27 protein-coding genes and 1 pseudogene are annotated in these 26,542 nt (G+C 70.6%); 10 read left to right on the top strand and 18 right to left on the bottom strand.

Translation table 11 applies throughout. The features are described 5' to 3' along the window. Positions 1-114 precede the first annotated feature (114 nt). Positions 115-1,653 (top strand): extracellular catalytic domain type 1 short-chain-length polyhydroxyalkanoate depolymerase, encoded by a 1,539-nt coding sequence (locus ACWIHY_RS06535; protein WP_454374499.1) that lies wholly within the window; start codon positions 115-117, stop codon positions 1,651-1,653. 28 nt (positions 1,654-1,681) lie between these two features. Here ACWIHY_RS06535 and ACWIHY_RS06530 read toward each other — a convergent pair whose 3' ends face one another. From ACWIHY_RS06530 to ACWIHY_RS06510, 5 genes are all read right to left on the bottom strand, one after another. Then, a complete protein-coding gene (locus ACWIHY_RS06530) occupies positions 1,682-1,921 on the bottom strand; it encodes a hypothetical protein (RefSeq protein WP_454374498.1) in 240 nt (79 codons plus the stop codon). 9 nt (positions 1,922-1,930) lie between these two features. Further along, the gene (locus tag ACWIHY_RS06525) at positions 1,931-2,614 is read right to left on the bottom strand and encodes a TNT domain-containing protein (RefSeq protein WP_454374497.1); all 684 of its coding nucleotides are present in this window, start codon (positions 2,612-2,614) and stop codon (positions 1,931-1,933) included. 126 nt (positions 2,615-2,740) lie between these two features. After that, positions 2,741-4,795, bottom strand: a complete 2,055-nt coding sequence (locus ACWIHY_RS06520; protein WP_454374496.1) for a CocE/NonD family hydrolase — start codon at positions 4,793-4,795, stop codon at positions 2,741-2,743. A gap of 29 nt (positions 4,796-4,824) precedes the next feature. Further along, positions 4,825-6,135: an ATP-grasp domain-containing protein gene (locus ACWIHY_RS06515; protein WP_454374495.1), complete on the bottom strand. Its 1,311-nt coding sequence runs from the start codon at positions 6,133-6,135 to the stop codon at positions 4,825-4,827. A gap of 109 nt (positions 6,136-6,244) precedes the next feature. After that, the gene (locus ACWIHY_RS06510) at positions 6,245-7,228 is read right to left on the bottom strand and encodes an aldo/keto reductase (RefSeq protein WP_454374494.1); all 984 of its coding nucleotides are present in this window, start codon (positions 7,226-7,228) and stop codon (positions 6,245-6,247) included. An 86-nt stretch (positions 7,229-7,314) separates the two neighbouring features. On the opposite strand from ACWIHY_RS06510, the gene ACWIHY_RS06505 reads away from it, so the two are divergent. Both ACWIHY_RS06505 and ACWIHY_RS06500 read left to right on the top strand, forming a co-directional pair. Further along, complete coding sequence (locus ACWIHY_RS06505; RefSeq protein ID WP_454374493.1) at positions 7,315-7,917, top strand: GNAT family N-acetyltransferase; 603 nt, start codon at positions 7,315-7,317, stop codon at positions 7,915-7,917. A 112-nt stretch (positions 7,918-8,029) separates the two neighbouring features. Beyond that, positions 8,030-8,983 (top strand): NAD(P)/FAD-dependent oxidoreductase, encoded by a 954-nt coding sequence (locus ACWIHY_RS06500; RefSeq protein WP_454374492.1) that lies wholly within the window; start codon positions 8,030-8,032, stop codon positions 8,981-8,983. Positions 8,984-9,106: 123 nt separating this feature from the next. Here the strand turns inward: ACWIHY_RS06500 and ACWIHY_RS06495 are convergent, their stop codons facing one another. The 3 genes from ACWIHY_RS06495 to ACWIHY_RS06485 all read right to left on the bottom strand — a co-directional run bounded on the left by ACWIHY_RS06495 (position 9,107) and on the right by ACWIHY_RS06485 (position 10,225). After that, positions 9,107-9,565: a CBS domain-containing protein gene (locus tag ACWIHY_RS06495; protein ID WP_454374491.1), complete on the bottom strand. Its 459-nt coding sequence runs from the start codon at positions 9,563-9,565 to the stop codon at positions 9,107-9,109. A 93-nt stretch (positions 9,566-9,658) separates the two neighbouring features. After that, positions 9,659-9,955: a hypothetical protein gene (locus ACWIHY_RS06490; RefSeq protein ID WP_454374490.1), complete on the bottom strand. Its 297-nt coding sequence runs from the start codon at positions 9,953-9,955 to the stop codon at positions 9,659-9,661. Positions 9,956-10,057: 102 nt separating this feature from the next. Beyond that, complete coding sequence (locus tag ACWIHY_RS06485) at positions 10,058-10,225, bottom strand: hypothetical protein (protein WP_454374489.1); 168 nt, start codon at positions 10,223-10,225, stop codon at positions 10,058-10,060. A gap of 241 nt (positions 10,226-10,466) precedes the next feature. Between ACWIHY_RS06485 and ACWIHY_RS06480 the strand changes: the two genes are divergently transcribed. After that, a complete protein-coding gene (locus ACWIHY_RS06480; RefSeq protein WP_454374488.1) occupies positions 10,467-12,872 on the top strand; it encodes a SpoIIE family protein phosphatase in 2,406 nt (801 codons plus the stop codon). A 149-nt stretch (positions 12,873-13,021) separates the two neighbouring features. Next, on the top strand, positions 13,022-13,495 hold the full coding sequence (locus ACWIHY_RS06475; RefSeq protein WP_454374487.1) for a DUF5709 domain-containing protein: 474 nt from the start codon (positions 13,022-13,024) through the stop codon (positions 13,493-13,495). A 52-nt stretch (positions 13,496-13,547) separates the two neighbouring features. On the opposite strand, the gene ACWIHY_RS06470 is transcribed toward ACWIHY_RS06475, so the two are convergent. Beyond that, positions 13,548-14,669 carry a haloacid dehalogenase-like hydrolase gene (locus tag ACWIHY_RS06470; protein WP_454374486.1) on the bottom strand — a complete coding sequence of 374 codons (1,122 nt, stop codon included), beginning with the start codon at positions 14,667-14,669 and terminating at the stop codon, positions 13,548-13,550. A gap of 221 nt (positions 14,670-14,890) precedes the next feature. Between ACWIHY_RS06470 and ACWIHY_RS06465 the strand changes: the two genes are divergently transcribed. From ACWIHY_RS06465 to ACWIHY_RS06455, 3 genes are all read left to right on the top strand, one after another. Next, on the top strand, positions 14,891-15,481 hold the full coding sequence (locus ACWIHY_RS06465; protein WP_454374485.1) for a hypothetical protein: 591 nt from the start codon (positions 14,891-14,893) through the stop codon (positions 15,479-15,481). Positions 15,482-15,686: 205 nt separating this feature from the next. Continuing rightward, positions 15,687-16,079, top strand: coding sequence for a hypothetical protein (locus tag ACWIHY_RS06460; RefSeq protein WP_454374484.1), 393 nt, complete (start codon positions 15,687-15,689; stop codon positions 16,077-16,079). Between the two features lie 118 nt (positions 16,080-16,197). Next, a complete protein-coding gene (locus ACWIHY_RS06455; RefSeq protein WP_454374483.1) occupies positions 16,198-16,659 on the top strand; it encodes a hypothetical protein in 462 nt (153 codons plus the stop codon). 80 nt (positions 16,660-16,739) lie between these two features. Here ACWIHY_RS06455 and ACWIHY_RS06450 read toward each other — a convergent pair whose 3' ends face one another. From ACWIHY_RS06450 to tgmA, 3 genes are all read right to left on the bottom strand, one after another. Then, on the bottom strand, positions 16,740-18,866 hold the full coding sequence (locus ACWIHY_RS06450) for a transglycosylase domain-containing protein (protein ID WP_454374482.1): 2,127 nt from the start codon (positions 18,864-18,866) through the stop codon (positions 16,740-16,742). Between the two features lie 76 nt (positions 18,867-18,942). Continuing rightward, complete coding sequence (gene tgmB / locus ACWIHY_RS06445; protein ID WP_454374481.1) at positions 18,943-19,881, bottom strand: ATP-grasp ribosomal peptide maturase; 939 nt, start codon at positions 19,879-19,881, stop codon at positions 18,943-18,945. Between the two features lie 15 nt (positions 19,882-19,896). Continuing rightward, positions 19,897-20,088 carry a putative ATP-grasp-modified RiPP gene (gene tgmA / locus ACWIHY_RS06440; RefSeq protein WP_454374480.1) on the bottom strand — a complete coding sequence of 64 codons (192 nt, stop codon included), beginning with the start codon at positions 20,086-20,088 and terminating at the stop codon, positions 19,897-19,899. A gap of 214 nt (positions 20,089-20,302) precedes the next feature. Between tgmA and ACWIHY_RS06435 the strand changes: the two are divergent. After that, positions 20,303-20,541, top strand: a pseudogene (locus ACWIHY_RS06435) (ADP-ribosylglycohydrolase family protein); the annotation flags it as partial. Positions 20,542-20,618: 77 nt separating this feature from the next. On the opposite strand, the gene ACWIHY_RS06430 reads toward ACWIHY_RS06435, so the two are convergent. The 6 genes from ACWIHY_RS06430 to ACWIHY_RS06405 form a co-directional block, all read right to left on the bottom strand. Continuing rightward, positions 20,619-21,737 (bottom strand): CapA family protein, encoded by a 1,119-nt coding sequence (locus ACWIHY_RS06430; protein ID WP_454374479.1) that lies wholly within the window; start codon positions 21,735-21,737, stop codon positions 20,619-20,621. A gap of 146 nt (positions 21,738-21,883) precedes the next feature. Further along, on the bottom strand, positions 21,884-22,126 hold the full coding sequence (locus ACWIHY_RS06425) for a hypothetical protein (protein ID WP_454374478.1): 243 nt from the start codon (positions 22,124-22,126) through the stop codon (positions 21,884-21,886). Between the two features lie 156 nt (positions 22,127-22,282). Further along, on the bottom strand, positions 22,283-22,735 hold the full coding sequence (locus ACWIHY_RS06420; protein WP_454374477.1) for a YbhB/YbcL family Raf kinase inhibitor-like protein: 453 nt from the start codon (positions 22,733-22,735) through the stop codon (positions 22,283-22,285). 115 nt (positions 22,736-22,850) lie between these two features. Then, positions 22,851-23,498: a nucleotide exchange factor GrpE gene (gene grpE, locus ACWIHY_RS06415; RefSeq protein WP_454374476.1), complete on the bottom strand. Its 648-nt coding sequence runs from the start codon at positions 23,496-23,498 to the stop codon at positions 22,851-22,853. Beyond that, complete coding sequence (dnaK, locus tag ACWIHY_RS06410) at positions 23,495-25,387, bottom strand: molecular chaperone DnaK (protein ID WP_454374475.1); 1,893 nt, start codon at positions 25,385-25,387, stop codon at positions 23,495-23,497. Before dnaK ends, grpE begins: the two co-directional genes overlap by 4 nt. Positions 25,388-25,397: 10 nt before the next feature. Further along, positions 25,398-25,877 carry a J domain-containing protein gene (locus tag ACWIHY_RS06405; RefSeq protein WP_454374474.1) on the bottom strand — a complete coding sequence of 160 codons (480 nt, stop codon included), beginning with the start codon at positions 25,875-25,877 and terminating at the stop codon, positions 25,398-25,400. Positions 25,878-26,083: 206 nt separating this feature from the next. On the opposite strand from ACWIHY_RS06405, the gene ACWIHY_RS06400 reads away from it, so the two are divergent. After that, positions 26,084-26,419: an STAS domain-containing protein gene (locus ACWIHY_RS06400; protein ID WP_454374473.1), complete on the top strand. Its 336-nt coding sequence runs from the start codon at positions 26,084-26,086 to the stop codon at positions 26,417-26,419. Positions 26,420-26,542: the final 123 nt, after the last annotated feature.

Below are 26,542 nucleotides of genomic sequence, written 5' to 3'. Positions count from 1 at the left end.
GGACCACACCCCGCACGGCCGGTGACGGTGGCGCCGCCCCGTCCTGCGCGGCGTACCGCCGGCCCTACAGTCCGACTTCCGGACGGACGGGGGAGACCCGTTGAAGGAGCCGCCATGTATACAGCTTCATCCCGTACGAAGAAGGGACTCCCCGCCGTTGCCGTGCTGCTGGCCCTGCTCGCCGCACTGCTCGGCACCGGCTGGACCGCGTTCGCGCCCGTCGCCCGGGCAGCCTCGCTCACCGAGGTCACCGGCTTCGGCACGAACCCCGGCAGCCTGCGGATGTTCCGGTACGTTCCGGACGGCCTGCCGGCCGGGCGCCCCCTCGTCGTGGCGATGCACGGCTGCACGCAGTCGGCGGCCGCGTTCGACGCGGAGACCGGCTGGACGGCCTGGGCCGACCGCTGGGGCTTCGCGCTCCTGCTCCCGCAGCAGCAGTCGGCCAACAATCTCAACTCCTGCTTCAACTGGTTCGAGCCGACGGACACCAGGCGCGGCTCGGGCGAGGCGCTGTCGATCAAGCAGATGACCGACCGGATGAAGGCCGACCTGGGCAGCGACCCCGCCCGCGTGCACGCCACCGGGCTGTCGGCGGGCGCGGCCATGACCAACGTCATGCTGGCCGCGTACCCCGACGTCTTCGCCTCCGGAGCGCCGGTGGCCGGGCTCCCGTACGCCTGCGCGACCACCGTCGCGACCGCGTACACCTGCATGAGCCCGGGAACCAACCTCTCGCCGACCGCCTGGGGCGACAAGGTCCGCGCGGCCCACCCCGGCTGGACGGGCCCGTGGCCGACCGTCTCCGTCTGGCAGGGAACGAGCGACACGACGGTCGTGCCCGCCAACATGACCGAGACCGTAGAGCAGTGGACCAACGTCCACGGCACGGACACCACGGCCGACACCACCGACACCGTGGCGGGATATCCGCACGCGGTGTACCGCGACAGCGCTGGACGCCCGGTCGTGGAGACGTACTCGATCACCGGCATGGGCCACGGCCAGCCGGTCGACCCCGGGGCCGGTGCGGAGCAGTGCGGCACCACGGGCGCGTACATGCTCGACGTCAACCTGTGCGCCGCGTACCGCATCGGGCAGTTCTGGGGCCTCGGCGGCAGTGGACCGGGAGACGGTACGAAGAGCGCGGTCCTGCCGAGCCGGGCGGCGGACGACGGCTACGTGAAGGCCTCGGCAACCGGCGGCGCGCCGGCCGTCGGCACGCTGGAAGCCACCTACGGCGTGGCGGTGGGCAGGGGCTCGGACGGACAGCACAACCGCGCGCTGCTCTCCTTCGACACCTCGTCCGTCCCGGACGGAGCGACCGTGAGGCGCGCCTACGTGAGCGTCACGTACGCCAGCGGCAGCGGTGACCCCTGGGCTGCCGGAAACCGTATGGTCCTGGACGTCAGATCCAACTGCTTCGGGGCGGGGTGCGCGACGGGCGCCGACGACTGGAGCGCCGCCGCGTCGGCGTCCGGCGTGGCGGACATCGGCCGGTTCACCTCCGGCACACAGACGTCGGGCGACTTCACGGCGGTGAACGACACGGGGATCACCCAGGTACGCCTGCGCCTCGCCTCCGCGCCCGCCGCCACGGCGTACGTGTTCCTGAAATCCGGGGCTTCCGCCACACTGACGGTGGAATGGGAATGACGGGCCGGGGCCGGGCCCCGGCGGCACCTCAGGTCAGCAGGCGGAACAACCGGGCGCAGGCCTCGGCCTCGCTCGCGTGCCGGGAGACGGTCTCATGGACACCGCGTTCGTACGCACCGGTCTCCCACACCCCGCCCTCCTCCTGGACCTTCCGCAGATACAGGAAGTCGGGGGGCGTGGGGGCCGGTTCGTGGACGCCCTCGATGCGGTAGTAGTCGTCGGGCACTCCCGCCGCGCCGAGCGCGGCCCGCAGTTCGTGGCGGTCCATGGGGTGAGGCTACGCGCCGGCCGGTTCGAGGTAGTCGTGCTCCAGCAGCCACTTCACATTCAGCCGCTGCCCCTCACCCGGGTCCAGGAAGGCCTGGTCGAGCTTGATCTGCTGCCCGCCGCCCGGCTGCTCGAACCACGGCGCGATGCTCCCCTGCCACACCCGGAACGGCTTGGTGACCTCGTAGACACGGTAGTCGCACGGAACCGACGGCTCACGGGTGTTCAGGTTCTGCGGAGGCAGCGCGCGCTTGGAATACGCGTCACCGGCGGGCGCCAGGTAGGCGCCGTACTCGGAACCGAAACGGTCCAGGCGCTGACCGCTGCGGAGCCTTGTTGGCGCCTTGTCCACCTCGCCGTTGACCTCGCCGAACCCGTCATTGGGCGGATATTTCCAGCCACCCGAGTCCGCGGGACCCTGCCAGTACTCCTTCAGAAAGTCCGCCGACGACAGCTCCCCGGTCCGCTTGTAGCCCTTCAGTAGCGGGCCCACCGGCTTCTCGTGCTTCGGCGGGAGCCACTTGGGGCCGAGCCGTGCGTCGCCCTCGAACGAGCCGGTACAGGGCTCGTGCCGGGACGCGGCCGCCTGCCGTTCCTCGGGAGGCTGCGGCGGCGGTGCGGCGCTCGCGGTGGGCGCGAGCACTGTCGCGGCTGTGATGCCGAGCGCGGCGAGTACGGTGCGCATGCGGTTCACTCAGGGTTCCCCTCGGATGCTGGATCCAACACGTGACGCGGCGCAGCGTAGTGGATCAACTACGCTGCGCGCGTCAGAGTTGGTGCAAATCGCCCCGAGGGGGGGACTGATTACAGCCAGTCCCGCCTACAGCCAGTCCCGCGGCAGAGTCTCGTTCCACGTACGGGAGAAGACCCGCCGCTCCCCTTCGTAACCGTCGAGGGTCGCGTCGACGAAGAACTCGCTCTCACTGCACCGCAGTTCGGTACGGGTCTCCACGCGCACGTCCCAGTCGTCCCGCCGGAAGCGCATGGTCCAGGCCGCTTCGCCGCCGACGGAGGTGAAATCGTCGGCGGTGGCGGTGTAGCGCTCGTACGCGCGGCAGCCGACGTCGAGCCCGATGTCGTCGATGCGCACGGTGCCCCGGTCCTTCACGATCTCCAGCGCGGACTCGTACCCGATCAGGTCGCGCTTGACCTCCCAGCGCTGGTCGGGAGCCGACAGCCGGGTGGTCGTGATCGGCGGTGCGCCTTCCGGCTCGCCGAAGGGGCGCTGCGGCAGCTCGTCCGGTTCCTCGACCGGACGCACCGGCAGCGTCAGTGCGCTGGACCGCTCGTGGACGCTCAGCAGAACGGGCCTGGGCGGCGGCCAGGCGAGCGGCCAGTACGACGTGGACAGGGAGAGCCTGATGTGATGGCCGCGCGGGAAGACCTGGGCCACGCCGTTGAGCTGGACCGTGGCGCGGTAGCGTCGGCCCGGCTCCAGCGGCTCGGGCTCGCCTGTGCCGTCGCGGTGCGTCAGATTCAGCACGCCGTACGTGACACGGGTGGCGCGGCCGTCGGGCGCGACGTCGGAGAGGCGGGCGGCGACCGTGGCCACCGGTTCGCTGACGGACAGGTCGAGTTCGACCGTCGGGGAGCCGAGGATCTCGACCGGCTCACCCATTGGGCCGGTGTCGAACACCAGGGACCCGCCGTCCTCCTCGCGCTGGTCGTACGGCAGGTCCGGCGGGGCGTTGTAGGACGCCCACTTGCCCGCGAACTGGCCGACCGACAGCGGCGACTGCACCGTCATCACGCCGTCGTCTCCATCGCCGTCACCCGCGCCGGCCGGCTCGACGTCGTCCTGCGGCATGAGGATGCGGTGCCGCAGCAGCGGATGCGCGACGGCCTCGATGTGCGGCGAAGGCCAGTGCGGCTCGCCGACCCACCGGCCGGGCCGTTCCTCGTACGAGGTCGACGGCGGCACACTGTCCTGCATCCACGCCTGGAGCATGGGCCCGTCCATGACGCCGTTGTCGGCGCCCTTCAGCCAGTGGTCCCACCAGCGCACGACCTCCTGGAGGTAGCCGATGGCGGGGCCGGGCTCACCCAGGTGCGGGAACTTGTGGGACCAGGGCCCGATCAGCCCCTTGCGCGGTACGTCGAGATTCCCCAGCAGCCGCGTCACGGCGTTGGAGTAGCCGTCGGCCCAGCCGCTGGACGCGAGGACGGGACAGCGTACGGCCGTGTAGTCCTCGCAGACCGAGGCGTGCCGCCAGTAGTCGTCACGGCGCTGGTGGCGCAACCACTCCAGGACCCACGGGCGTGTGTGTTCCATTCGTTCGTGCCACATGTCCCGCCACCGGTCACCGACCACCGCCGGGTCCGGCGGACACGTGGCGTACGCGAACATCGTCCCCGCCTCGGCGAGGTTGTCCGACAGCATCGCGCCGCCCATGTAGTGCATGTCGTCGGCGTACCTGTCGTCCGTGAAGGACGCGATGACGACGGCGCGCAGGCTCGGCGGCTGCCGGGCCGCCGTCTGGAGGGCGGCGAACGCGCCCCAGGAGATGCCCATCATGCCGGTGGAGCCGTCGCACCAGGGCTGTTTGGCCAGCCAGGCGAGGACCTCCTCGGCGTCGGCCTGCTCCTGCTCCAAGTACTCGTCGGCCAGTACGCCCTCGGAGTCGCCGGTGCCGCGCAGATCCACCCGTACGCACGCGTACCCGTGACCCGCGATGTACGGGTGGTGGATCGAATCACGCACGGCGGTCAGGTCGCGCTTGCGGTACGGGATGTACTCCAGCACGGCCGGTACGGGCTCCTCGTCCGAGGAGACCGGACGCCAGATACGGGCCGACAGGCGCGTGCCGTCGGACATGGGGACGACGACGTGTTCTTCTTCCTTCGTCGCGTGCGGCAGGTTGCTCACGAAACGCATACGGCTGAGCCGCTCCTTCCCTCGGGGTCTCAGAGGTTCTTCTGGTCGCGTCCGCCCGGTGTGGTCTCGTCGAAGTCGAGTCCCAGGGCCGCCACACAGCGGTCGTACTTCTCCCGCAGCTCCTTCTCGCTGTCGCCGCCCGTGAAGATGTGGGCGAGTTCGTAGCTGTAGCTGTCCTGCTGCGGAGTCTCCGACAGGCGCTGCCCCTCCTCCGGCACCACGTCGACCCGTACGCCCGGAATCTCCCGCTCGATCCGCGCGATGTCGTCGGCCGTCGGCACCTGACGCGCCGCACCGTCGGCGAACCACCGGTAGTACCACTTGGCGGCCACCGCGTACGGGCCTGCCCGGTGCGGAAGGGCGGGGTCCTTGCCCAGGGCGAGATTCAGCATGCAGTGGTGGTTCGGGACGCCGTCGACGTACTCGAACAGCTCGGCGTGCGACTGCGAGTGCCGGGGATTGATCTCCAGCAGGTTGATCGCGTCGGTCTGCGGGTCGTAGAAGTACTCGATGCTGAACGTCGCCGCGTCCATGCCGATCTGCCGCATCACCCGTTCGGAGACGTCATGCAGCCGGCGGATCACCGGATCGGGCAGGGCGGAGGGGTACTGGTGACGCAGGAAGCTGGAGGAATCCGGGTAGTTGATGGAATCCAGGACACCGTACACGGTGACGTCACCGTTGTGGACGTACCCCTCCACCGCGACCTGGATCCCGGAGAGCGCCTCCTCGGCCAGGCAGACCTGACCTCCGACACCGGCCATCTCCTCGGGCAGGTCGAGCCGGTCGAGGACGTACTCGAAGGGCCGGCCCACCCGGGCGACTCCCTTGCGGATCGCCTCGACCGCTTCTTCGAACTCCTGCTGGTCCTTGACGCCGAAGGCCAGCTCCGAGGAGTACGACAGGGCGGGCTTGAGCCACATGGGGAACCGCACGCCCTCGGGTGCGCGCGGTTCGTCCGACTCCAGATCGACCCGGCCGAAACGCGGATGCTCGTCGACGACCTTCTGCTGCTCGAGGCGGCTCCAGTACTTGTGCTCGCACTTGACGACGGACTCCAGGCCGGTGCTGCGCGTGCCGTAGCGCTCACTCAGCATCGGTACGAGTGTGCTCACGGGGAAGTCCCAGTAACCGACGATCGCGTCGATGCTGCCGTCGAAGCCGTCGAGCACCTTCCGCGCCTTGTCGAACAGCTCCGCGACCGACACCTCGCCGTGCTGGAGCTCCTCAATGGTGAGCAGCGGGTGGAACTCGTAGTCCTGTGCGTAGGGCACCGCTCGCAGGGTCGGCAGATTGGCGTCGTCCAGGCCGATCACGAATATGTTCTTGCGCTCGCTCACTGACTCTCCTTCGTCGGTTCGTCCCGGTCGACTTCCTCGTCAGACGCTTCTCACACATCTGATGCGGGGAAACCGGCCGGTCAGCCGGTCGGAGAACCTGCGTCGGGACCTACCAGCGGTGGTGCACCTGCGCGCGGATCCGCCGGTCGTACAGCTCCCGTACCGCGTCGGCAGTGGTGTGCGGAAGATCCGGCTGCGACGCGGCCGACGTGTTCGCGCGGGCCTGCTCCGGCGAACGCGCGCCGGGAATGACACTGCTCACACCGGGCTGCTGGATGATCCAGCGCAGCGCCGTCTGTGCGGGCGTCGCTCCTCGCGGCGCGAGCGCGGCGAACTCCGCGGCGGCGTCGACACCGCTCGCGAAGTCGACGCCGGAGAACGTCTCGCCCTGGTCGAACGACTCGCCGTGCCGGTTGTACGTCCGGTGGTCGTCACCGGCGAACACGGTGTCCTTGGTGTACTTGCCCGACAGCAGCCCCGAGGCGAGCGGCACCCTCGCGATGATGCCCACACCGGCTTCGGCGGCGGCCGGAAGCACCTCTTCGAGCGGCTTCAGCCGGAACGGGTTGAGGATGATCTGTACGCTCGCCGTGCCCGGTCGTGCGATCGCGGCGAGGGCCTCGGCGCACGTTTCGACACTCACGCCGTACGCGGCGATCCGCTTCTCGGCCACCAGGGTGTCGAGCGCGTCGTAGACCGCGTCGGACGAGTAGACCGACGACGGCGGGCAGTGCAGCTGCACCAGATCGAGGGTGTCCACGCCGAGGTTCTCGCGCGACCGGTCGTTCCAGGCGCGGAAGTTGTCCAGGACGTAGTTCTCGGGCAGCTGGTCGACACGGCGGCCCATCTTGGTGGCCACGAACACACCGGCGTCGGGCCGGGCGCGCAGAAAGCGGCCGATCAGCTGTTCGCTGCGCCCGTCGCCGTACACGTCGGCCGTGTCGAAGAACGTCACGCCCTCGTCGACCGCCGCGTCCAGGACGCCGAGCGCGTCCTCCTCGCGTACGTCGCCCCAGTCTGCGCCGAGCTGCCACGTACCGAGCCCGACGACGGAGACGTTCCGGCCGGTCCTGCCCAAAACCCGCTGATCCATGGGGGCACCCTATTCGACTGCCGGTCACCGTTGCCGGCGGCGGACTTGGCTGGTCACGGGCACCGGGCGGCCCGTAGCATCCGCCCGTGACCGACAACCAGACGGACAACGCGGCCGACGACACCGAAGCGGCGTACCGGGAGCCCTGCTGGCGGGGGAGGAGAGTCGCTCTGGCGCCTCTCGACATCGACGACGCCGAGTTGATGCACAGCTGGCGCTCCGACCCGGTGGCCGCACAGGAGATCGGCTTCTGGCCGCGCTCCCTCTCCGCGCTGCGCGAGCGCATGGAGAGCAACAGGGACGACCACGACCGTGACGATTTCCTCGTCCTGCTCCCCGACGGCACACCGATCGGCCACATCGCCCTGGCCGACCAGAACATCGTCGACGGCACGGCGGAAGTCCACCTGATGCTGGCCAGCCGCTACCGGGGGCAGGGGTACGGCACCGACGCCCTCGACGCGCTGACCGACCTCGCCTTCGGCGAGCTGCCCATGCAGCGCCTCCAGGCGGACACCCACACCGGCAACACGGCCGCGCTCGCCGTCCTGGCCAAGTCGGGGTTCGTCCAGGAGGGGACACGCCGCTCGGTCTGTCTGCACCGGGGACGCCGCCACGATCTCGCGGTCCTGTCCCTGCTCCGCCCCGAGTGGGAGGCCCTGGCCCGCCCCAGGTCCTGGGACATCTGACCGGGCAGCCTGGCAGGACAGGACGCGCGGTCCGGCCCCTTATTTCCAGGAACAGCAACAAAGATTGCCGCCTCAAGCGCCTGGCCGCACCCTGTGGGCGGAGGTGATCGCCATGAGCGATACGAAGCGGGTGGCAACGAACAGTCCCGCGTACGACGTCGTGGTCGTCGGCGCGGGGGCCGGCGGCCTGAACGCGGCCCTGGTACTGGCCCGCGCCCGCCGCCGCGTGGCGGTGGTGGACGCGGGGGATCCGCGCAACGCCCCGGCCGCGCACATGCAGGGTTTCCTGTCCCGCGACGGGATGCCACCGGCGGACCTGCTGGCGGCCGGCAGGGCCGAAGTGGCGGCGTACGGCGTGGACTTGATCGAGGGCCGGGTCGACCACATCGATCCCGGCTTCCATGTGCGTCTGGCCGACGGCACCGTGCTCCGGGCCCGTCGGGTGGTGATGGCCACCGGCCTGCGCGACGAACTACCCCCGGTCCCCGGCGTGCGTGAGCGGTGGGGCAACGATGTGCTGCACTGCCCGTACTGCCACGGCTACGAGGTACGTGACCAGCCGCTCGGAGTGCTGGGCACCCACCCGGGAGCTGTGCCGCACGCCCTGCTGTTGCGGCAGTGGTCGGCCGACCTGGTCTTCTTCCCGCACACCCTGGACCTGTCGGGCGACGACCGTGAACGGCTGGCCGCCCGGGGGGTGCGCGTCGCCGAGGGGGAGATCAAGCGCCTGGTGGTGGACGACGACCGGCTGCGCGGGGTCGAACTGGCCGACGGCCGTGTGGTGTCCCGCGGCGCGGTGTTCGCCCTGCCGCGGATGGTGCCGCGCGACGCCCTGCTGACCGGCCTGGGCTGTGAGCGGGACGAGAACGGCTGGGTGACCACCGACCGTTCGGGCCGGACCAGCGTGCCCGGGGTGTGGGCGGTGGGCAATGTCGCCGATCCGCGGGCGCAGGTGGTCACGGCGGCCGGCATGGGGTCGGCGGCCGCGGCCGCCCTGCACCACCACCTGGTGCAGGAGGACATCGAGCGGGCCGTGGGCGAGCACCGCGCGACGGCCCTGCGGTAGACCGCGCGCGGCGCCGACGCTACGGGCCGTCCCGGCGCCCCGCGTGCGCACCGGGCCGAGCGGCTCCCGGAGAGGTGCCAGGCCGTGATCACGCCGACCGGGCGCGTCCCCTCGCGCATCCGCTCAGGGACCACCGACAAGATGAGTCATCAGGCAGGCGGCCGTGACGGCGCCCAGCAGGCGCACCTCGTCGCCGTCGCGCTCGATCACCCCGACCAGCGGGCTGCGCGTGCGGGCCATGAGCGCAGCGACTTGCAGCAGACCGGCGTCGGGCCCGACCACCGGAGGTGCGTAGGTGCGCGGCGGCAGCCACTCGGCGACCGTCAGCCCCGCGATCTTCTCCGTGACCTCGCCCAGGTGCCGGTCGTCGATCACGGAGACGAGGAGCGGCTCCTCCAGCAGGTAGTCGGGCACGAGCTGTTTGATGAGCTGGGAGCCCGGCACGATGGCGTACGGCCGCTGGTCGGAGTCGACCACGAGCAGCGCGGGGAGCTTGTTCGCGGCGAGCAGCCGGGCGGCGTCCACCGCGTCGGCGTCGACCGAGATGTGCGGGTAGGTTTCCGCGAGATCACGCGCGAGCATGGCCGTTCTCCTAGCTGTGCCGGGCCGTCCGCGGATGACGTGGATCGGCTTGCCGTGCGAGGAGCGGCCGACCCTACGGCCGGGGGAGCGGCGTCACTGAGGCGAGGAGCTGTGAGGTGGCGCGGGGACAGTGGCGCCGCCACCGGCGCGGACCGCCGCTACCACCGCGTCGTGCAGGTTCCGGCTGTCAGCCTCCGAAGAGGAGGGCACCGGACTGCCCGACATGGTGAACCAGTCCGCCGCACCGCTGTACTGCACAGCGATCCGTGCCTCGCCGTCGGCCCATGTGGTGTGCACCGTGAGGTCACCGGTCAGCACGCCCACCTCTTCGGTGAGCACCCCGCCGCGGCCCGTCAGTACCCCGAGCGTCGTCCATGAAGCCCAGTCCATGTTTCCAAGTCTCGCATCTGTGGCCGCATCCGCGACCGGCGTGAGAAGAGCCGCGCCCGGGCCGGAGTGCGGCTCGGTCCGCGGTCGGCGCGGCAGGGGCGATCAGCCCCGGTCCCGCTCGTCCGAGTACGTCGGGCCGCCCGGATCCCCGGACCGGTCTCCGGGCTCGGTGTCCCGCTCGGCGGCCTTCCGTTCCCGCTCCCGGGCCTGCCGCTTCTCTTCCTCCAGCTGCTTGCGGACCTCTTCCGGCTTGTCTCCGAGCTGATTCATCGCCATCTCCCTCGGTCGGCCCGGCCTCGTCCCGCGGCCAGGGTCACACGGCCCCGCCACGGCCGCACGTCGGCGTCTTCGGGGCGATCGGCCATTGGCCGGTCTTTTGCCCTCCGGGCGGGCGGACGGCCGGGGTGATGGATAGCCTGATCAAGAGAACCAGGACACCGACGGATCAATGGTGCCTATCGTCCGGCCGCATCAGGACCGATGAGATGCCGACTCGGGGGTGCGTGTGCGTATGGCTCGCAGCAACGACGATCCCCTCGACGCAGGCAACTCCGCCGGGCTGCTGGTGGACGCAGCCGGGATCATCCTCGGCTGCACCCCGGCGGCGGAGGCTCTGCTCAATCAGCGGGCCGAGGAACTGTGCGGCCGGCGGATCAAGGATCTGCTGTCCGACCCGGACCGGTGGGCGGACGTCATGGCGCAGCGGGACGGCGCTGTGTGGGAGGGCCGGGCCGTGGTGCGCCAGGGCGGCGGCGGGGAAGCGGACGTCATGTTCCGTGTCCTTCCGCTCGACCGGGGGCAGCCGGACCGGCGCTCGTCGCGTTTCTTCCTCCTGGGGGCGCCGGCGGCCCTGATGGCGCGGTGGCGCCAGGACCACGCCTTCATGCAGGAGATGTTCCTCCAGGCACGGGTCGGCTTCGCGATGTTCGACCGCGAGCTGCGGCTGGTGCGGACGAACACCCAGCTCCTTCCGTACACGGGTGTGCCTCCGGACCTGGGAGGCCTGCGGCTCGCGGAATTCCTCTGGGCCGAGGACGCGCGTGTGATCGAGGAGCAGCTGCGGGACGTGCTCACCACCGGGATCCCGCTCGTGGCGACGGACGCGCTCGTACGCACACGGGTCGACCCGGGTATGGGACGGATCATGGCGCTGTCGGCGTTCCGCCTCCAGGAGCCGGACGGACGGATCATGGGCGTCACCGCCCTGTTCACCGACGTCACGGAACAGCGCGGCGCACGCGAGCGCCTCGACCTGCTGCACAACGCCACCGCCGTGCTGGGCAACTCCCTCTCCGTCGCCGAGACCACGCAGGACCTGGCCGACGTGCTCGTTCCCGTGCTCGCCGACCTGGCCGCCGTCGACATCGCGGAGGCCGTGTTCGCCCACGAGGAGCCCGGTCCGGGCCATGAGCGACACCATGTCCTGCGCCGGGCGGCCGTGGCGGGCGTGGCGGGCGCCGGGCAGCTGTCGCCCGGCGGCTCCATGCGGGTCGACGCCGGTGAGGCCCCGCAGGGCCGCGTATGGCCGCGGCTCGCCGGTGACCGGCCGCCGGACGACGACGTACCGGGTCCGATGCCGGGACCGGACATCCGCTCCTGCATGAGCGCGCTGCTGCGGGCCAGAGGCAGACTTTTGGGCCGGGTCACGGTGTGGCGCACGGGTGACCGCGCGCCCTTCGGCGCCGAGGACCTGGCCCTGCTGGAGGAGATCGCCTCCCGCGCCGCCCTGGTCGTGGACAACGCCCGCCGCTATGCCCGCGAGCGCCACGCCTCCGTGAGTCTGCAGCGCAGCCTGCTGCCGCCGACCATGACCGAGACGGCCGCGGTACACAGCGCCAGCGTCTACTTCCCCACGGACACGGCAGGCGGAGTGAGCGGCGACTGGTTCGACGTCATCCCCCTGTCGTCCGCACGGGTCGCTCTGGTGGTCGGAGACGTGGTCGGCCACGGTCTGCAGGCCACAGCGATGATGGGACGGCTGCGCACCGCCGTGCGCACCCTGGCTGATCTCGATCTCGAACCCGACGAGCTGCTGACCCACCTCGACGACCTCGTCTCACAGCTCACGGTGGAGAACAGCACCTTCGAGAACGGCACCCCCACGTCAGAACCGCTGAGCGCGTACGACTCGTTCGGTGCGACGTGTCTGTACGTCACGTACGACCCCGTGGCGCGACAGTGCGCCATGGCCAGCGCCGGCCACCCGCCGCCCGCTCTGCTGGCTCCGGACGGCACGGTCGATTACATCGATGTCAGCCCCGGGCCGCCCCTGGGAGTCGGCGGGCTGCCCTTCGAGCCCGTGGAGCTGGAGGTCGAACCGGGCAGCGTACTGGCGCTCTACACGGACGGCCTGGTCGAGCGGCCCCGGGCCGACCTGGACGAAGGCATGGCGGCGCTCAGGAGCCGGCTGATGGCCGCAGGCGCTCTCGACCGTCCGCTGCGGGACGTCGGCCGTGAGGTGGTGGCCGATCTGGCCCCCAGCCCGCTGTCGGACGACGTGACGCTGCTCCTCGCGCGTACCCGGGGAATCTCCCCGGACGACAGCGTGACATGGGTCCTCGAACCCGACCCGGCGGTCGTGGCCGACGCCCGTGCGCTGGTACTGGGGCAACTGTCCCGCTGGGGCCTGGACGAACTCGCCTTCACCACCGAACTGGTGGCGAGCGAGCTGGTCACCAACGCGATCCGCTACGCGGGGGGCGGCCCCGTCGAACTCAAGCTCATCCGCACGTCGACACTCATCTGCGAGGTGTCCGACCCCAGCAATACGCAGCCCCGGATGCGACGCGCGCGCGCCACCGAGGAAGGCGGGCGCGGGCTGTTCCTGATCGCACAGCTCACCGAGCGGTGGGGCAGCCGGTACACACGTCACGGAAAGACCATCTGGACGGAACAGCCGCTGCCGGGCCCGTCATGAGGTGTTCGCGTGGCGGGCCGCGTGGGGGTGGCGCGGGCAGGGTGGCCCGCGGGGTGAAATGTCACAGAAGCGGTGTGGTGTGTGTCCCGACGGGTACCCACATGCGCGACAGGCAACAGGGCACTGCCACGCGGGAAAGGAACCGGCGTATGTCTGAGGAAGCGGCACGAGGCGACGATGTGTACCAGCCGGAACGCTCCGACGCACAGAACAGGCCGACCGACGACCTCGACCTGGAGAACGCGGTAGGGGAGCGCGACCTGGACGACATCCTGGACGAGGGATACTCCCCGCCCGAGCGGGCCCTGGGAGTGACGAAGTACGGCACCACGGGAGAGGAACAGCGCGAAGGCGAGTCCCTCGACCAGCGCCTGGCACAGGAAACGCCCGAGGTGCGGCCACCGGAGGGCGACGAGGTCGGCGACCTGCCGGGGGGTGAGGGTGAACCCCTGGACGAGCAGGCCGCCGATGCGCGCGCGGGCCGGATCGCCCCGGTGCCGGAGGAGGCGCCGCGGCGGAACATCGGCGTACTGGGCCGGGATGTCGGTATCGACGGTGGCGCGGCTTCGGCCGAGGAGGCCGCGATGCACGTCGAGCCGGCGGACGAGGACGACGCGCGGTAGTCCCCGGCACTGACCGGGGGACCGGGCCGCCGGGGACTGTGGTGCCGTACGGCTAGCGGATCTCGTCAGGCTTGACGACCAGCCACCGCTTGTCGGCGGTCACCGGACCGCCGAGCTCCCGCTGCCGGGCGGCATTGGAGCGCCGCATGTCCTCGATCTGCTTCAGGTACGCGTCCTTGCGGTTGACCCAGAGCTTCGTGCCCGCGTTCTTCGGGTCGGTGCTGTGGAACAGCATCGGGCCGTCGCTCACCGGCGTGTCACCGGCCACCAGCACGGGCTTGCGCCACTCGTCGATGTAGGTCCTGATCGCGGCGGGTTTCCCCTCGAACCATGTCAGCGGCGCCCAGAGAGCCGGTGTCAGTTCGCGTTCGCTCAGTTCGGCCGGGTCGTAGTGACCGGCGGCGATCTCCTTGCGGGCGGTGGTGACTTCGCCGGTCTCGCGGTCCTTCAGGAGCAGCGATACGCCTATGACGTTCTGCGGCTTGACGTTGTAGCCGTACTTGGGGTCGGCCAGCACCATGCGGACCAGCTCCTCACTGGCCGCGCTGACCACGTAGACCTCGATGCCGTTGGTCCGCAGGGTCTTGTACAGCTCCCGCATTCCCGTCAGGAACTGAGGTGCCTCGACCTCGGTCGTGGTGCGTTTCCCGTCCTTGTAATACTCCGCCGGGATGGGCTTCCCGTACGCGAGCAGGTCGTCGACGTACCCCTTGAGCTCCTTCAGTGTGAACCCGGAGAAGATCTGGGCGACCCACGGGTAGCAGACCTGGTCGTCAATCTCGCACGGCCTGTTGTAGTAGCTGTACAGGCTCTCCTTGTGGTCCGCCGTGTCGTTGAAGGGAATGGTCCTCAGCGACGGGTCCATCGACGCGCGGGTGACCACTCCGCGCATTTCCAGGTAGGGGAGGAGGGATTCCTCGAGGTCGTTGCGGTAGGTGGTGTTGTCCGCGTCGAACACGGCGTACGCACCCTTGTGGGCGTTCTTCGAGATGACCCGGCCGAGTTGGGCCGCCACCGGCTTGGGCCAGTGCCGCAGGCCGGCCGCTGCCTTGCCAGAGGTGTCCGCCGCCCTGGCCTCGGGGCGAGAACCGAGTCCCGCTCCCGCCACCAGAGCCCCCGTCAGTACGCCCACTGCTCCGAGGACCGCCAGCCTGCTTTTTCTGCGCTCTGCCATCTTGCCCGTCCTCTGAGATCGATCTTCACGGCGACCCGCGATCGTAGCTTGTGCCAACGGGAGTTGGCGCTGTGGGGAGCACTACGCCGAGTGAACTTGGGCGCCCTGCTCGACAGCGGGTCGAGCGGTGATGTCGAATTGCCGCACACGTGTGGTTCTGCAACGACGACATATGTGAGTAGCATCCGCCCCCAACAGTCGTGCAAAGAAAGTGAGCTGTCATGGCAGAAGTCAACGCCACACTGCAGTCCCAGTACGCACAGCAAGTGGATGCCGATCTGGAGCGCAACACGAAGGAACAAGAACGCGTCAGGGCCGAGGTCGAAGACCTGCGTGCCCAGCTCGAGGAACTGGAGAAGGACTACGAACTGCTGGTGAGCATGCGCGCCGCGCTGGGCACACCGCCGGCGAAGAAGGCCAAGTCGGCCAAGCCGGCGACCACCACCGCGGCGGTTCCCAGGGCACGCCGCGCGAAGGCAGCCCCCGAGACCAGCAAGCGTCCCAAGAAGACAGCGCAGTCGAATACCGGAGCCAAGGCGAACAAGACCACGCCTCCCCTGCGTGAACTCGTCGTCGCCATCCTCACCAAGCACGACGAACCGCGGTCGGCGGCCGAAGTCACCCAGGAACTGACAGAGGCGCATCCCGACCGCACGTTGAGTGTCACCGTGGTGCGCAACGCACTCGAGGCATCGGTCGCCAAGAACCAGAGCGAGCGGACCAAGCAGCAGAAGTCCGTCTACTACAGGGCCGTCAAGAGCGGACAGCCGACGCAGCAGCCGGCTGCCGCGGCCGGCGCGGCGGGCGCGTAACCACACCTCGTGGCCCGCAGGGCGACACACCTCCACCGAGGAGTCGGGCTGCGGGCACGACGGCGATGTCAGTGGCAAGAGACGGAGGCGGGCGAGGAGCGAATTCGAACACGCGCTGAACATGCCGCCCACACGTTGCGTATTACCGGCTACCTGCGCCCGAGCCAGGTGTGGCGATGCGTCTGTGTCAACGACAGGAGCGGACATGACTGATCGTGTGGAATCAATGATGCAAGGGCTCCCGGGTGGTGGCGCCGAGCTCTCCGTGGTGCTGAGCCTGCGCTGGGACGACGTGGCGGCGCTCGGCCGGGAGGCGAGCCGGCTGGCCGAGCAGCGCGGGGCGCCCGTGACGCTCGACGAGGCAGCCAGTCATCGGCTCCGCACCTGGTCCTCGGTGGCGAACGCGCCCGACGAGCGCAAGAGTGCGACGGCCCCCTCGGGCCCGCCGCCCGCCGCCATCGCCGGAACGCCCGCCGCGGACCGGGCCCGCCCGCATGTGGGGCATCTGAGCGAGACCGCCCCCGTCGCGTCCATCTCGCCGCACGCCGCCCAGCCCTTGCAGGCCCCCGTGGGAGCGGGCGGCAGCCCGCAGAGATGAAGGCCCTCCCGTGCGCCGGGCCCGCCGGTATCGGTGAGGCCCCGCGCGCCGGAGCCGGACACGCCCAAGCCCCGGGCCGCCCCTCCCCCAGGACGGCCGCCGGAAAGGAACAACGAACGTGACAGCCCAGCGCACCCTCACTCGCCTCGTCACACTTGTCGCGCTGCCCGCCGCCCTCCTTCTCGCGGCAGTGGTCCCTGCACCCGCCGCCGCAGGGACGACGCACCGGATCGGCCTGGACCCGGCGAGCAACTCCGGTGCACTCGCCGGTGCAGGCATCCCCGTAAACGGTGAGATCACCACGTCGGGGAAGGTCCCGTCCGAGCGTACGATCACCGTCTCCCGGGATGTGACCGGCCGCGGAGAGGGGCTGCATGCCGGACAGAGCGGAATTGGCCCGAGCGGCAACACGCAGTACGACTTCGCCCGCAACGAGGTCTCCGGGGCGCTGGTCGCCGCCGGGGGGGTCGCGTTCGTGGCGGTGGCCAGTGCCCTTGCCCTGGGCCGCAGGCGGCCCTCGGCCGCCCCCACGAAGCCCGCCGGCGCCAGTGCGCCCGTGACCGATCAGGGCGGCCGGTAGAGGCGCCCCAAGACCCGTCCGGCAGGGGCCGGCGTCCTCTCGGACGCCGGCCCCTTCGCCGTACGCCGGCGGCAGGCTCCTCAGCGGGCGTCGGCGGACGCCCCGTCACCTTCACGGTCCGGTGCCGGTCGCGTCCCCGAGACAGTCGCCGCCATGTACGAGGACCACACCCGCAGTGGCAGGAAGTCGCCCCGTTCCGGCCCGGAGCCGCCGCCATCGGAGGCCCCTTCCACTCCGCCCACTCCGAACATCGGCAGCAGACCACCCTTGCCCGGCTTGTTCCGGAAGACGGTCACGGCGGTCGACTGCTCTTCCGTGTAGCCGATGAACCACGCGGCCGGCAGCCGGTCGTCGTCCCCGGTCCGGCCCGCGGAGACCGGTGCCAGCGCCCGGAGTGTGTCCGGTGCCAGGGCGTCCACGGCCACGTCCCGCATCGCGCGGGAGACCTCGCGGGCCACATCCGTGTCCAGAACCTGCCTGCCGGGCGGCCGCTCCAGCCCTTCGAGCGGTGTGCCCCGGTAGGTGACGGCGGTGACCGAGTACGGGTCCGTGCGCCGGCCGTCCTCGGCGAAGGTGGCGTACGCGTCGGCCATCCGAATGGCACTCGGGGTCGAGGTGCCGACGGAGAAACGCCGCTCCAGGGGAGCCATGCTCTGCGGCAACAGACCCGTACCGACCGCGAGATCGCGCACCTTTGCCAGGCCGACATCCTCACCCAGACGGCTGTAGACACTGTCACCGCCCTCCTCGCCGTCGCCGCCCCCGTCGCCGCCCGGCACCAGCGCCTCGCGCAGGGTGGGAAGGCCGGTGGAGAAGGGCAGGCCGCCGCCCGCGAACGGGTTCGCGCCGCTACTCGCCCCCTCGGGCGGCAGCAACGGCGCCGCGGAGGTCAGGGTGCCGGTCCCGTCGTAGAAGCTGTCGGACGTCACCGGCAATCGCGGCGGGGCCACCCCGCCCGACCGGACACCGTGCTGAAGAGCCGCCGCCAGGACGAACGGCTTGAAGGCCGAACCCACCGGCACACCGGCCGTGTCGGCGTTGTTCGTGAAGTGCCTGGTCGCGTCGGGGCCGCCGTACAACGCCAGCACCGCGCCGTCGCCCGGGCGGACCGACGCGGCGCCGACCTGGACGTCCCGGTCGGCGATCCGGCGCTCGGGGTCCAGCGCCTGCGCGGAGACCTTCTCCACGGTCTGCCGCAGTTGCTCCACCTTGGTCCTGTCGAAGGTGGTGCGAATCCTGTATCCGCCGCGCCCCAGGTCCTCGGTGGTCAGCCCGGTGCGTTTGGCGATGTACTTGTTCGCCACGTCCACCAGGTAACCGGTCTGTCCCGACAGGCCGGTGGGCACGGACTGCCGACGCGGCTCCGGGAAGACGGTGTACTTGGCCCGCTCCTCCCGCGACATGTGGCCGAGCTCCACCTGCCGGTCCAGTACGTACCGCCACCGCGCCTCCGCCCGGCGGTGGTTCGCCTCGCTGAGGGAAGGGTCGTACTGCTCCGCCCCCTTGAGCAGCGCGGCCAGCAGCGCGCTGCGGCCGGGATCGAGTTCCTTGGCGTCCATGCCGTAGTAGGCCACCGCTGCGGCCTGCACTCCGTACGCGTTGCGGCCGAACCAACTGGTGTTGAGGTATCCCTGCAGGATTTCCTGCTTGGACAGCGACCTGGAGAGTTTGACCGCCAGACACAGCTCACGCAGTTTGCGGTCCACGGTCTGTTCCGGCGTCAGGTACGTGTTCTTCACGTACTGCTGTGTGATGGTGGAACCGCCCTGGACCTCCCCGCCGCGTGCCATGTTCACCACGGCCCGCCCCACGCCGCCCACGGAGAAACCCGGGTCGGTGTAGAAGTCGGCGTTCTCCGCCGCGATCACGGCGTTCTGCAGGGAGGGCGGGATGTCGGACAGGGGGATGTTCTGCCGGTTGACCGCCCCGGTGGTGACCATCTGCTTGCCGTCGGCCCAGTAGTAGATGTTGGCTTCGGCGCGCGCGGTGGCGTTGACGTCGGCGATGTGCACCGTGGAATAGACGTAACCGAGCAGGGCGGCGACCGCACCGCAGCAGATCAGCGAGATGCCGAGCAGCTGGCGCCACGACGGGACCAGCCGTAACAGTCCGCGACGCCCCTGACGCGGGTAATCGACGCGGAACCGTCGGCTGTTGCCGGGAGACCGGCGCGGCGCCGCCCACGCGTTCGGTCCTTTTCGACGCATCACAGATGCTCGCCCCTTTTCTGTACGATCACGGTCACCCTCCCGCCCCCTACTACGCGGCGCGCCGGCCCCCCGTTCAGGCCGGCTCACGCGGCTCCTGGGCCAGCCAGGACGCGACCGCTTCCGCGATCGGCTGGCCGGTCTCCAGCTCCACGAAGCCGAACTGGCCGCCCTGGTTGCACTCCAGGAACCACCACACGTCCTCGGCGTCCTCGGCGAAGTCGAAAGCCGCGTACGCGAGCCCTGCCAGGTCCATGTACTCGTGAACGGCCCGCGCGATGCGGTCCGGTACGTCTGCGGGCTCCCACGCGTTGCCCGTGTCGCCGTAGCGGCCGTCGACCTGCCCGGACGCCGACACCTTGCGGGCGGCGAACAGCCGGCCGCCGACGCTCGTCAGCCGGACGTCGGCCCGTTTGGGGACGTACCGCTGAAGGAGCGTGGGACCGGCCGCCACGCCCGCGAAGTCCGTGCCGGGCTCGACCAGGGCGGTGGGCAGGGCGATCGACGGCTCACTGCGCGGCGGCCCCGAGAGGGACTTCACCACCACCTGTCCGTACTGCGCCGCGAACTGCTGGGCCACGCGCGGGAATGTCGTGACGACCGTGGGCGGCACGGCGAAGCCGCTCTGGTGGGCGAAGCGCAGCTGCCAGGGTTTGAGGCGCGCCTGTTCCGCCTGGCGGGGATGGTTCATCCAGCGTGCTGTGGTGGAGTACAGCACGCCGTACAGGGCCTGTCCGGTCTCGGCGGTGAGCCACTGCGACGGCTCCGGGGCGTGCGCGGCGGGTTCGCCGGGCCGTCGCACCCATATGGAGCGCAGGGCCTTGGAGCTGACCATGCGCCCGTCCGCCGACAGGAAGCAGTGGAAGTCGCCCCGCACGTACTCGGCCGACAACCCCGCTTCACCGGGCAGATCAGCCGGATCCAGGCGCACCAGGGGGACGCCCCGTTCGTGCAGCTTGGCCACCACCATGTCCGTCGTGACGTCCTGATGGCACGTCAGGATCAGTACGGTCATCGGCGTGCCGGCCGGTCAGTCGTCGAAGTGTGTCTGGGAACCGGCGGTGGACGTGGTGGTGCTGGTGGCCAGGAGCAGCGCCTGGTCGCAGATGGCGGGCCGTCCGTCGGGCAGCAGGTTCAACTGGTGAACGGCGCTGTAGTCGTAGGGAACCGGGACGTCCGGCCGTTCATTGTGCTGGGCGTAGTTCAATACGAACGGTCGCATGGGGCTCCTCGTTGCCTTCTCAAGCGGCGGTGTACGTACGTTGAGTACGCGCAGGCCATGTAGGGAGTTCATCACTCTCCGCTACGCAAATCTGCTGGGCCGCGACCCCTCGCGTCCCGGAGACTTGCCCCTGCGTCCGCGTCCCTCGCCTCTCGTCCGCCGGTTACCGTCGCTTCGTTCGCCCCTGCGTCGATAGCCCCACCACGTGAAACGGATGCGGAGGACCGCCGGCGCGGTCATCGGATCGGCGGTGGGTGACGCCCTCGGCGCCCCTTCGAGTTCGGCCCGGCGGGCGCGTTCTCCGCCCGGTTCCCGGCGACCGGTGACTACAGCGAGATGTGCGGAGGAGGCGGCTGGGACCCCGGCGAGGCCACGGACGACGCACAGACGGCCGTCCTGGTGGCTGAGTCACTGCTGGAGCGGGGCGGACTGGATCTGCCGGACATCTTCGCCGGGGACTCCGGGAAGAACTGATCCAGCGCGCTACGGGACGCGGCTGAACGGCCCGTACGACGGCGTGCGACGCGCTCTCACCAGCGGAGCGTGAGGAAGGGATCGGCGCCGGGCCCGTGCTCCAGCCCGGTACCGAAGGCCTGTCCCGCCCTCGTCAGGGCATGGCACAGCCAGTCGGCGTCCTCCGCCGACGCGTGGTGGAGCGTCAGCCGGCGGGCCCGCAGCGGGGCGATCCGCAGACCGGTCAGTTCACCCGTACTCGCGTCCAGCGACGGGAAGTACAGCAGGCGCAGGTCGTCGCGGTAGTGCTCGTAACCGGTGATGCCCTCGTAGTCGTTGACGAGGTCTCCGCAGCCGTACAGCACGAGTCTGCCGCGGTAGACCTCGATCGGGCGCGGATGGTGCGAGGAGTGGCCGTGCACGACGTCCACACCACCGTCGACGAGCCGCCGCGCGAAGGCGGTCTGGGCCCGCGGCACCGTGTACCCCCAGTTCGACCCCCAGTGGATCGAGACGACCGTCAGGTCACCGTCCCGCCGCACCGCCCGCAGCCGCCGTACGACCGCGTCCGCGCTGCGGACCGACAGATCGGGTACGAAGTCGACGCCCGGCCGGTTCTCCGTCGCCCCCCAGAGCGACGGGACCCCGCTGGACGCCGTCCCGCACGACAGCACGACCACTCGCCCGCCGCTCTTCGTGGCGACCGCCACCGCCCGCCGCGCCTCGGCCGCGTCCCGCCCCGCTCCGGCGGTGCGGAGCCGGGCTGCGTGCAGGACGTCCAGCGTCTCCTCGAGGCCGCGGGACCCGAAGTCCAGTACGTGATTGTTCGCGAGCGCGCACACATCGGGCCGCGCGACGGTCAGGCACGGGACGTTGCCCGGATGCATCCGGTAGTTCACGGCCTTGCCCGGGGCGAAGTCGCCGCTCGTCGTGACGCTCGTTTCCAGGTTGACGATCCTGACGTCGGGCGCCACGGCGTCCATCACACCCAGCGCCGCGCCCCAGGGCCAGGTGTAGTCCGCCGGCACGGGCACCGGACCGTGGGCGGCCTCCGCCAGCGCGACGTAGTCACGGGCGTCCCGGACGTATCCCTCGCGCAGCTCCGGGTCACCGGGGTGCGGCAGGATCTGGTCGACACCCCGGCCCGGCATCACGTCGCCGCTCAGCAGGGGTGTCACGAGGGTCTGGCCGCCCATGCACCCCATGTTCCCACCGGAGAGCGCGTCGCTCATCCCGGCCGCCGCGCCCCACCGGTGTTGACGTCGTCGTGGCCGCCACCCGCCGGGCGGTCTCACGACTCGCCGGGCCCGCAGTGGCGACCCGGCCGGCGAACGGTCAGTGCCTACTGTCCCTGGAAAGGAGGCTGTTGAGCGTACGGGTTGGGGCTGTTGTGCGGGGCCTGGTTCGGCGGTGCCGGGGGACAGGTCTGGCCGGGCTGCACCGGGTAGGGCGGGGGCTGGTGACCGCCGTGAACGGGCGTCGCGCCGCCACGATTGCGGTTGCGTACGACCAGGATCACTGCGATGACGATGCCGAGGACTACTACGCCCACGATGCCCGCACCGATGGTAATCAGCATTCCCATGGGCTGTTCCATCCTGAAGTCGCTGGTGAGAGGGGGGCGGTGTGGTGCCGGCCCGGTGTGATCGCGTCGGCAGGTGCCGCCGGTTCAGGGTACGTGATCAGTTTCCCCGGAGTCCCGTCGGCGGCCGGACCGCGCGCCCGGCCGTCCGCCCGCACCTCAGCGCTGGTAGAGCCCGACCATCGTGCCCGCCGCCAGTTGTCGCCCGTCCACCGCCGCGTGCACATCGTCGGCACTCGCCTCGTCGGCCAGAGCGACCGGCTCGGGGAGCGCGTAGACGCGGAAGAAGTACCGATGGGCCTTGTCGCCCGGGGGAGGGAGCGGACCTCCCCAGCCCGTCTCGCCGAATCCGTTCATGCGGGCGTGCCCGCCCTGTGGAGTCTGCCCCGCCTCCACACCACGGCTCGCGGGATCGATGCCCGTGACCAGCCAGTGCACGAAGGTCCCGCTCGGCGCGTCGGGATCCTCGCACAGCAACAGCAGCTCCGACGTGCCCTCCGGCACCCCGGACCAGGTGAGCTCGGGGGAGACGTCGTCGCCGTCCTTGGCGTAGTGGCGCGGGACGGTCGCACCGTCGTTGAACGCGGAACTCTTGAGCTCGATACCAGCCATGGACGAAGGGGTACCCCGCAGCCGCACCGGTCTGCTGAGCCGGTCGGCAAGATGCACCGACTGGCGCAGTGGCGGCGAACGCCATGCGTCGCGTCAGCCGGGCGGCCCTCTCGCGTCACCGCCGGTCCCCGCTCCCCTCGTGGGGGTCGGCCGGAGGTTCGGCGACCGCCGCTTGGGCGGCCCGCAGGAGCTGATCGCCGACCCGGTATCCCGGCCGCAGGATCGCGGTGCAGGTGGGGCGCTCGACCTCGTCCGTAAGGCTGTACGAGACGGCCTCGTGCACGAACGGATCGAAGGCGTCGCCCGCCGTCCCGAACGCCTGCAGCCCCAGCGCCTCCAGTTCCGACCGCAGGGCCTGGGCGACGCGCTCGAACCCGCCGGTCACCTCTCCCTGCTCGGTCGCCTCGGTGAGGGCGTCGAGCACGGGCAGGAGCCGGCCGAGCACGTTGACCACGGCGATCTCGCGGACCGCGAGCCGGTCGCGGCGTACCCGCTTGCGGTAGTTGTCGTACTCGGCCTTCAGCCGCTGCAGGTCGGCCGTGCGTTCACGCAGCTCCGCGCCGAGCGCCTCCTCCCGGGACGGCTGCCGGGCGTCGCCGCCGTCATGGGCGGGCGGGGCGCCGGCGGCCCGCTGCGTCTGCACCTCCCGCTGGGCGGCACGCGGCGAGAACGCGCCCGGGGAGCCGCCGCTTTGTCGCCCGTCCCGGACGATCTCCAGCGACGGCACGCGGGGCCGGCCGCCACCGTCGGTCGGGCGGTTCATCCGGCGCCTCCCTGCCGCTTGTCGTCGTCCACGATCTCCGCGTCGACGACTTCGTCCTCGTTCGCCGCGCGCGCACCGCTCTCGCCCGCGCCGCCCGAGGCCTCACCGGACCCCTGGGCCCGCGCCTGGGCATCGGCGTACATGGCCTGCCCGAGCTTCTGGGAGACGGTCGCGAGCTTCTCCGTCGCGGTGCGGATACCGGCGGTGCTGTCACTGTCGGCGGACTCGGCCTTGAGCTTTTCCTTCAGCTCCGTGGTGGCGGTCTCGACCTCGGTCTTCACATCGGCCGGGACCTTGTCCTCGTTGTCCTTGAGGAACTTCTCCGTCTGGTAGACGAGCTGCTCGGCCTGGTTGCGGGTCTCGGCGCCCTCGCGGCGCCGGTGGTCCTCCTCCGCGTACTGCTCGGCGTCGCGGACCATCTGCTCGATGTCGTCCTTCGGCAGCGCGGAGCCACCGGTGACCGTCATCCGCTGCTCCTGGCCGGTGCCGAGGTCCTTCGCGGTCACATGCATGATGCCGTTGGCGTCGATGTCGAACGCGACCTCGATCTGCGGCACACCGCGCGGGGCCGGCGGCAGACCGGTCAGCTCGAACATGCCGAGCTTCTTGTTGTACGCCGCGATCTCGCGCTCGCCCTGGAAGACCTGGATCTGCACGGACGGCTGGTTGTCCTCGGCCGTCGTGAAGACCTCGGAGCGCTTGGTCGGGATCGTCGTGTTGCGCTCGATGAGCTTCGTCATGATGCCGCCCTTGGTCTCGATACCGAGCGACAGCGGCGTGACGTCGAGCAGCAGGACGTCCTTGACCTCACCCTTGAGGACACCGGCTTGGAGCGCGGCGCCGATGGCGACGACCTCGTCGGGGTTCACACCCTTGTGCGGGTCCTTGCCGGTGAGCTCCTTGACCAGTTCGGTCACGGCCGGCATCCGGGTCGAGCCGCCGACCAGGATCACGTGGTCGATGTCGGAAACCTTGATCCTCGCGTCCTTGATCGCGTTGTGGAACGGGTCCTTGCAGCGGGCCAGCAGATCGGCCGTGAGCTGCTGGAACTGCGCGCGCGTGAGCTTCTCGTCCAGGTGCAGCGGCCCCTCGGCCGACGCGCTCAGATAGGGCAGGTTGATATTCGTCTCGGTGGCGGCCGAAAGCTCGATCTTGGCCCGCTCGGCGGCCTCCCGAAGCCGCTGCGTGGCCATCTTGTCCTTGGAGAGGTCGATGCCGTACGCGTTCTTGAACTGCTTGGCCAGGTAGTCCACGATCCGCTGGTCCCAGTCGTCACCACCGAGGTGCGTGTCACCGTTGGTGGCCTTCACCTCGACCACACCCTCGCCGATCTCCAGCAGCGATACGTCGAACGTGCCGCCACCGAGGTCGAACACGAGGATGGTCTGGTCGTTCTCCTTGTCCAGGCCGTAGGCGAGCGCCGCGGCTGTCGGCTCGTTGATGATCCGCAGCACCTTCAGGCCCGCGATCTCCCCGGCCTCCTTGGTCGCGGTGCGCTGGGAGTCGTTGAAGTACGCGGGAACGGTGATGACGGCGTCCGTCACGTCCTCGCCCAGGTAGCTCTCCGCGTCCCGCTTGAGCTTCTGCAGGACGCGCGCGGAGATCTCCTGCGCGGTGTAGCGCTTGCCGTCGATGTCGCCGGTGTCGGGGAACCGCCACTGTGCCTCGCCCATGTGGCGCTTCACCGAGCGGGCGGTGCGCTCGATGTTGGTCACGGCCTGCCGCTTGGCGATCTCGCCCACCAGCACATCGCCGCTCTTCGCGAAACCGACCACCGAAGGTGTCGTCCGGGCGCCCTCGGTGTTGGTGATGACCGTGGGCTCGCCGCCCTCCAGGACGCAGACCACCGAGTTCGTCGTACCAAGGTCAATACCCACTGCACGTGCCATTGCCTTCTCCTCACCCTGCGATCCACTTCCGGACCAGGTCCCAGCCGGTGGCCGGGTGCGGCCCCGGCGGGCCGGGGGCCTCGTACGCCGGACGCCCCCGGGTGGGGCCCGCCCACAGGGGCGGGGCGTGCCGGGGCGGAGCCGGGTGCACTGTCACTTCCACCGTCACACGCGCCGCGCGCGGTGACCACGTGTCCCTGGCCCCGGCGGGGGCGTCACGGCTCCCTGGTCCGTCCGGCCCCCTCGGACCGCGTCGGGAGTCGTATGCCGCGCGCAGGACAGGATCGCGCAGGGTGGCGCGGGCAGCCACGACCTCGGTGAACCGGCCGTCCGTCGCGGGGCCGCCCGGGTTGGCGTCGCGGTGCGGTGCGCGCGCGACCCCGCGGTACGCCGATGTGATCTGCGCGGCCGAAGCGGTCGGCCGCACGCCGAGCACGGCGTAATGGCCGTGTCGTCGGCCGGACGGCTCCTGCCCTGCCACTGCGTTCACTTCCCCCGCTCTGACCTGCGGATATGGAGGAAACCTCTTCAGAATCCTGGATAGAACGTGCCGCCCCGCTTGTCAAGACATGCGGGCTTCCCCCTCCTGGGGGTACCCGCGGCCGGCCCGCCCGGTGGACAGGACGTCCGGGTAGGGGTTTCTCTTGAGGAACAGCCGGTCCACCCCGTAGGCGCATCGCGATCGAAGGGGGCGCCGTGAACGACACGTTCCAGGTTGGCGTCCAGGCCACCGGACCCGACAGCTGCCGGATCACTCTGGCAGGGGATCTCGACGTCGTGAGTGCGCCGGATCTCAGGGAAGCCGTCCAGGCAGCCGTGGCAGGCCATCGGCAGGTCCGGGTGGACTGCGGCGGCCTGACCTTCTGCGACTGCTCGGGGCTGAACGCCCTGCTGGGCGCAGCCCGGGTGGCCAGGGCCGGCGGAACCGACCTGCGGTTGTGTGCCGTCCCGCGCGCGCTGGCCCGGCTGCTGCGGCTCTCCCACACCGGAAGCGCCTTCACGATCGAACAAGAGCCGGCGGACGTGGGGTAGCGGTGCAGCAGACGAACCCGGAGCGGTGGGGGGGCCCGGGTGGGGCGCGGCGCCGGCCCCCACAATACACGGCGGGAGCGAAATATAGATGTTTGTGGTAGGCCCGGGGGGGGGGCCAAAGAG

Source organism: Streptomyces sp. NPDC055287, from assembly GCF_053646035.1.
This window is presented reverse-complemented; position numbering and strand designations above follow the sequence as displayed.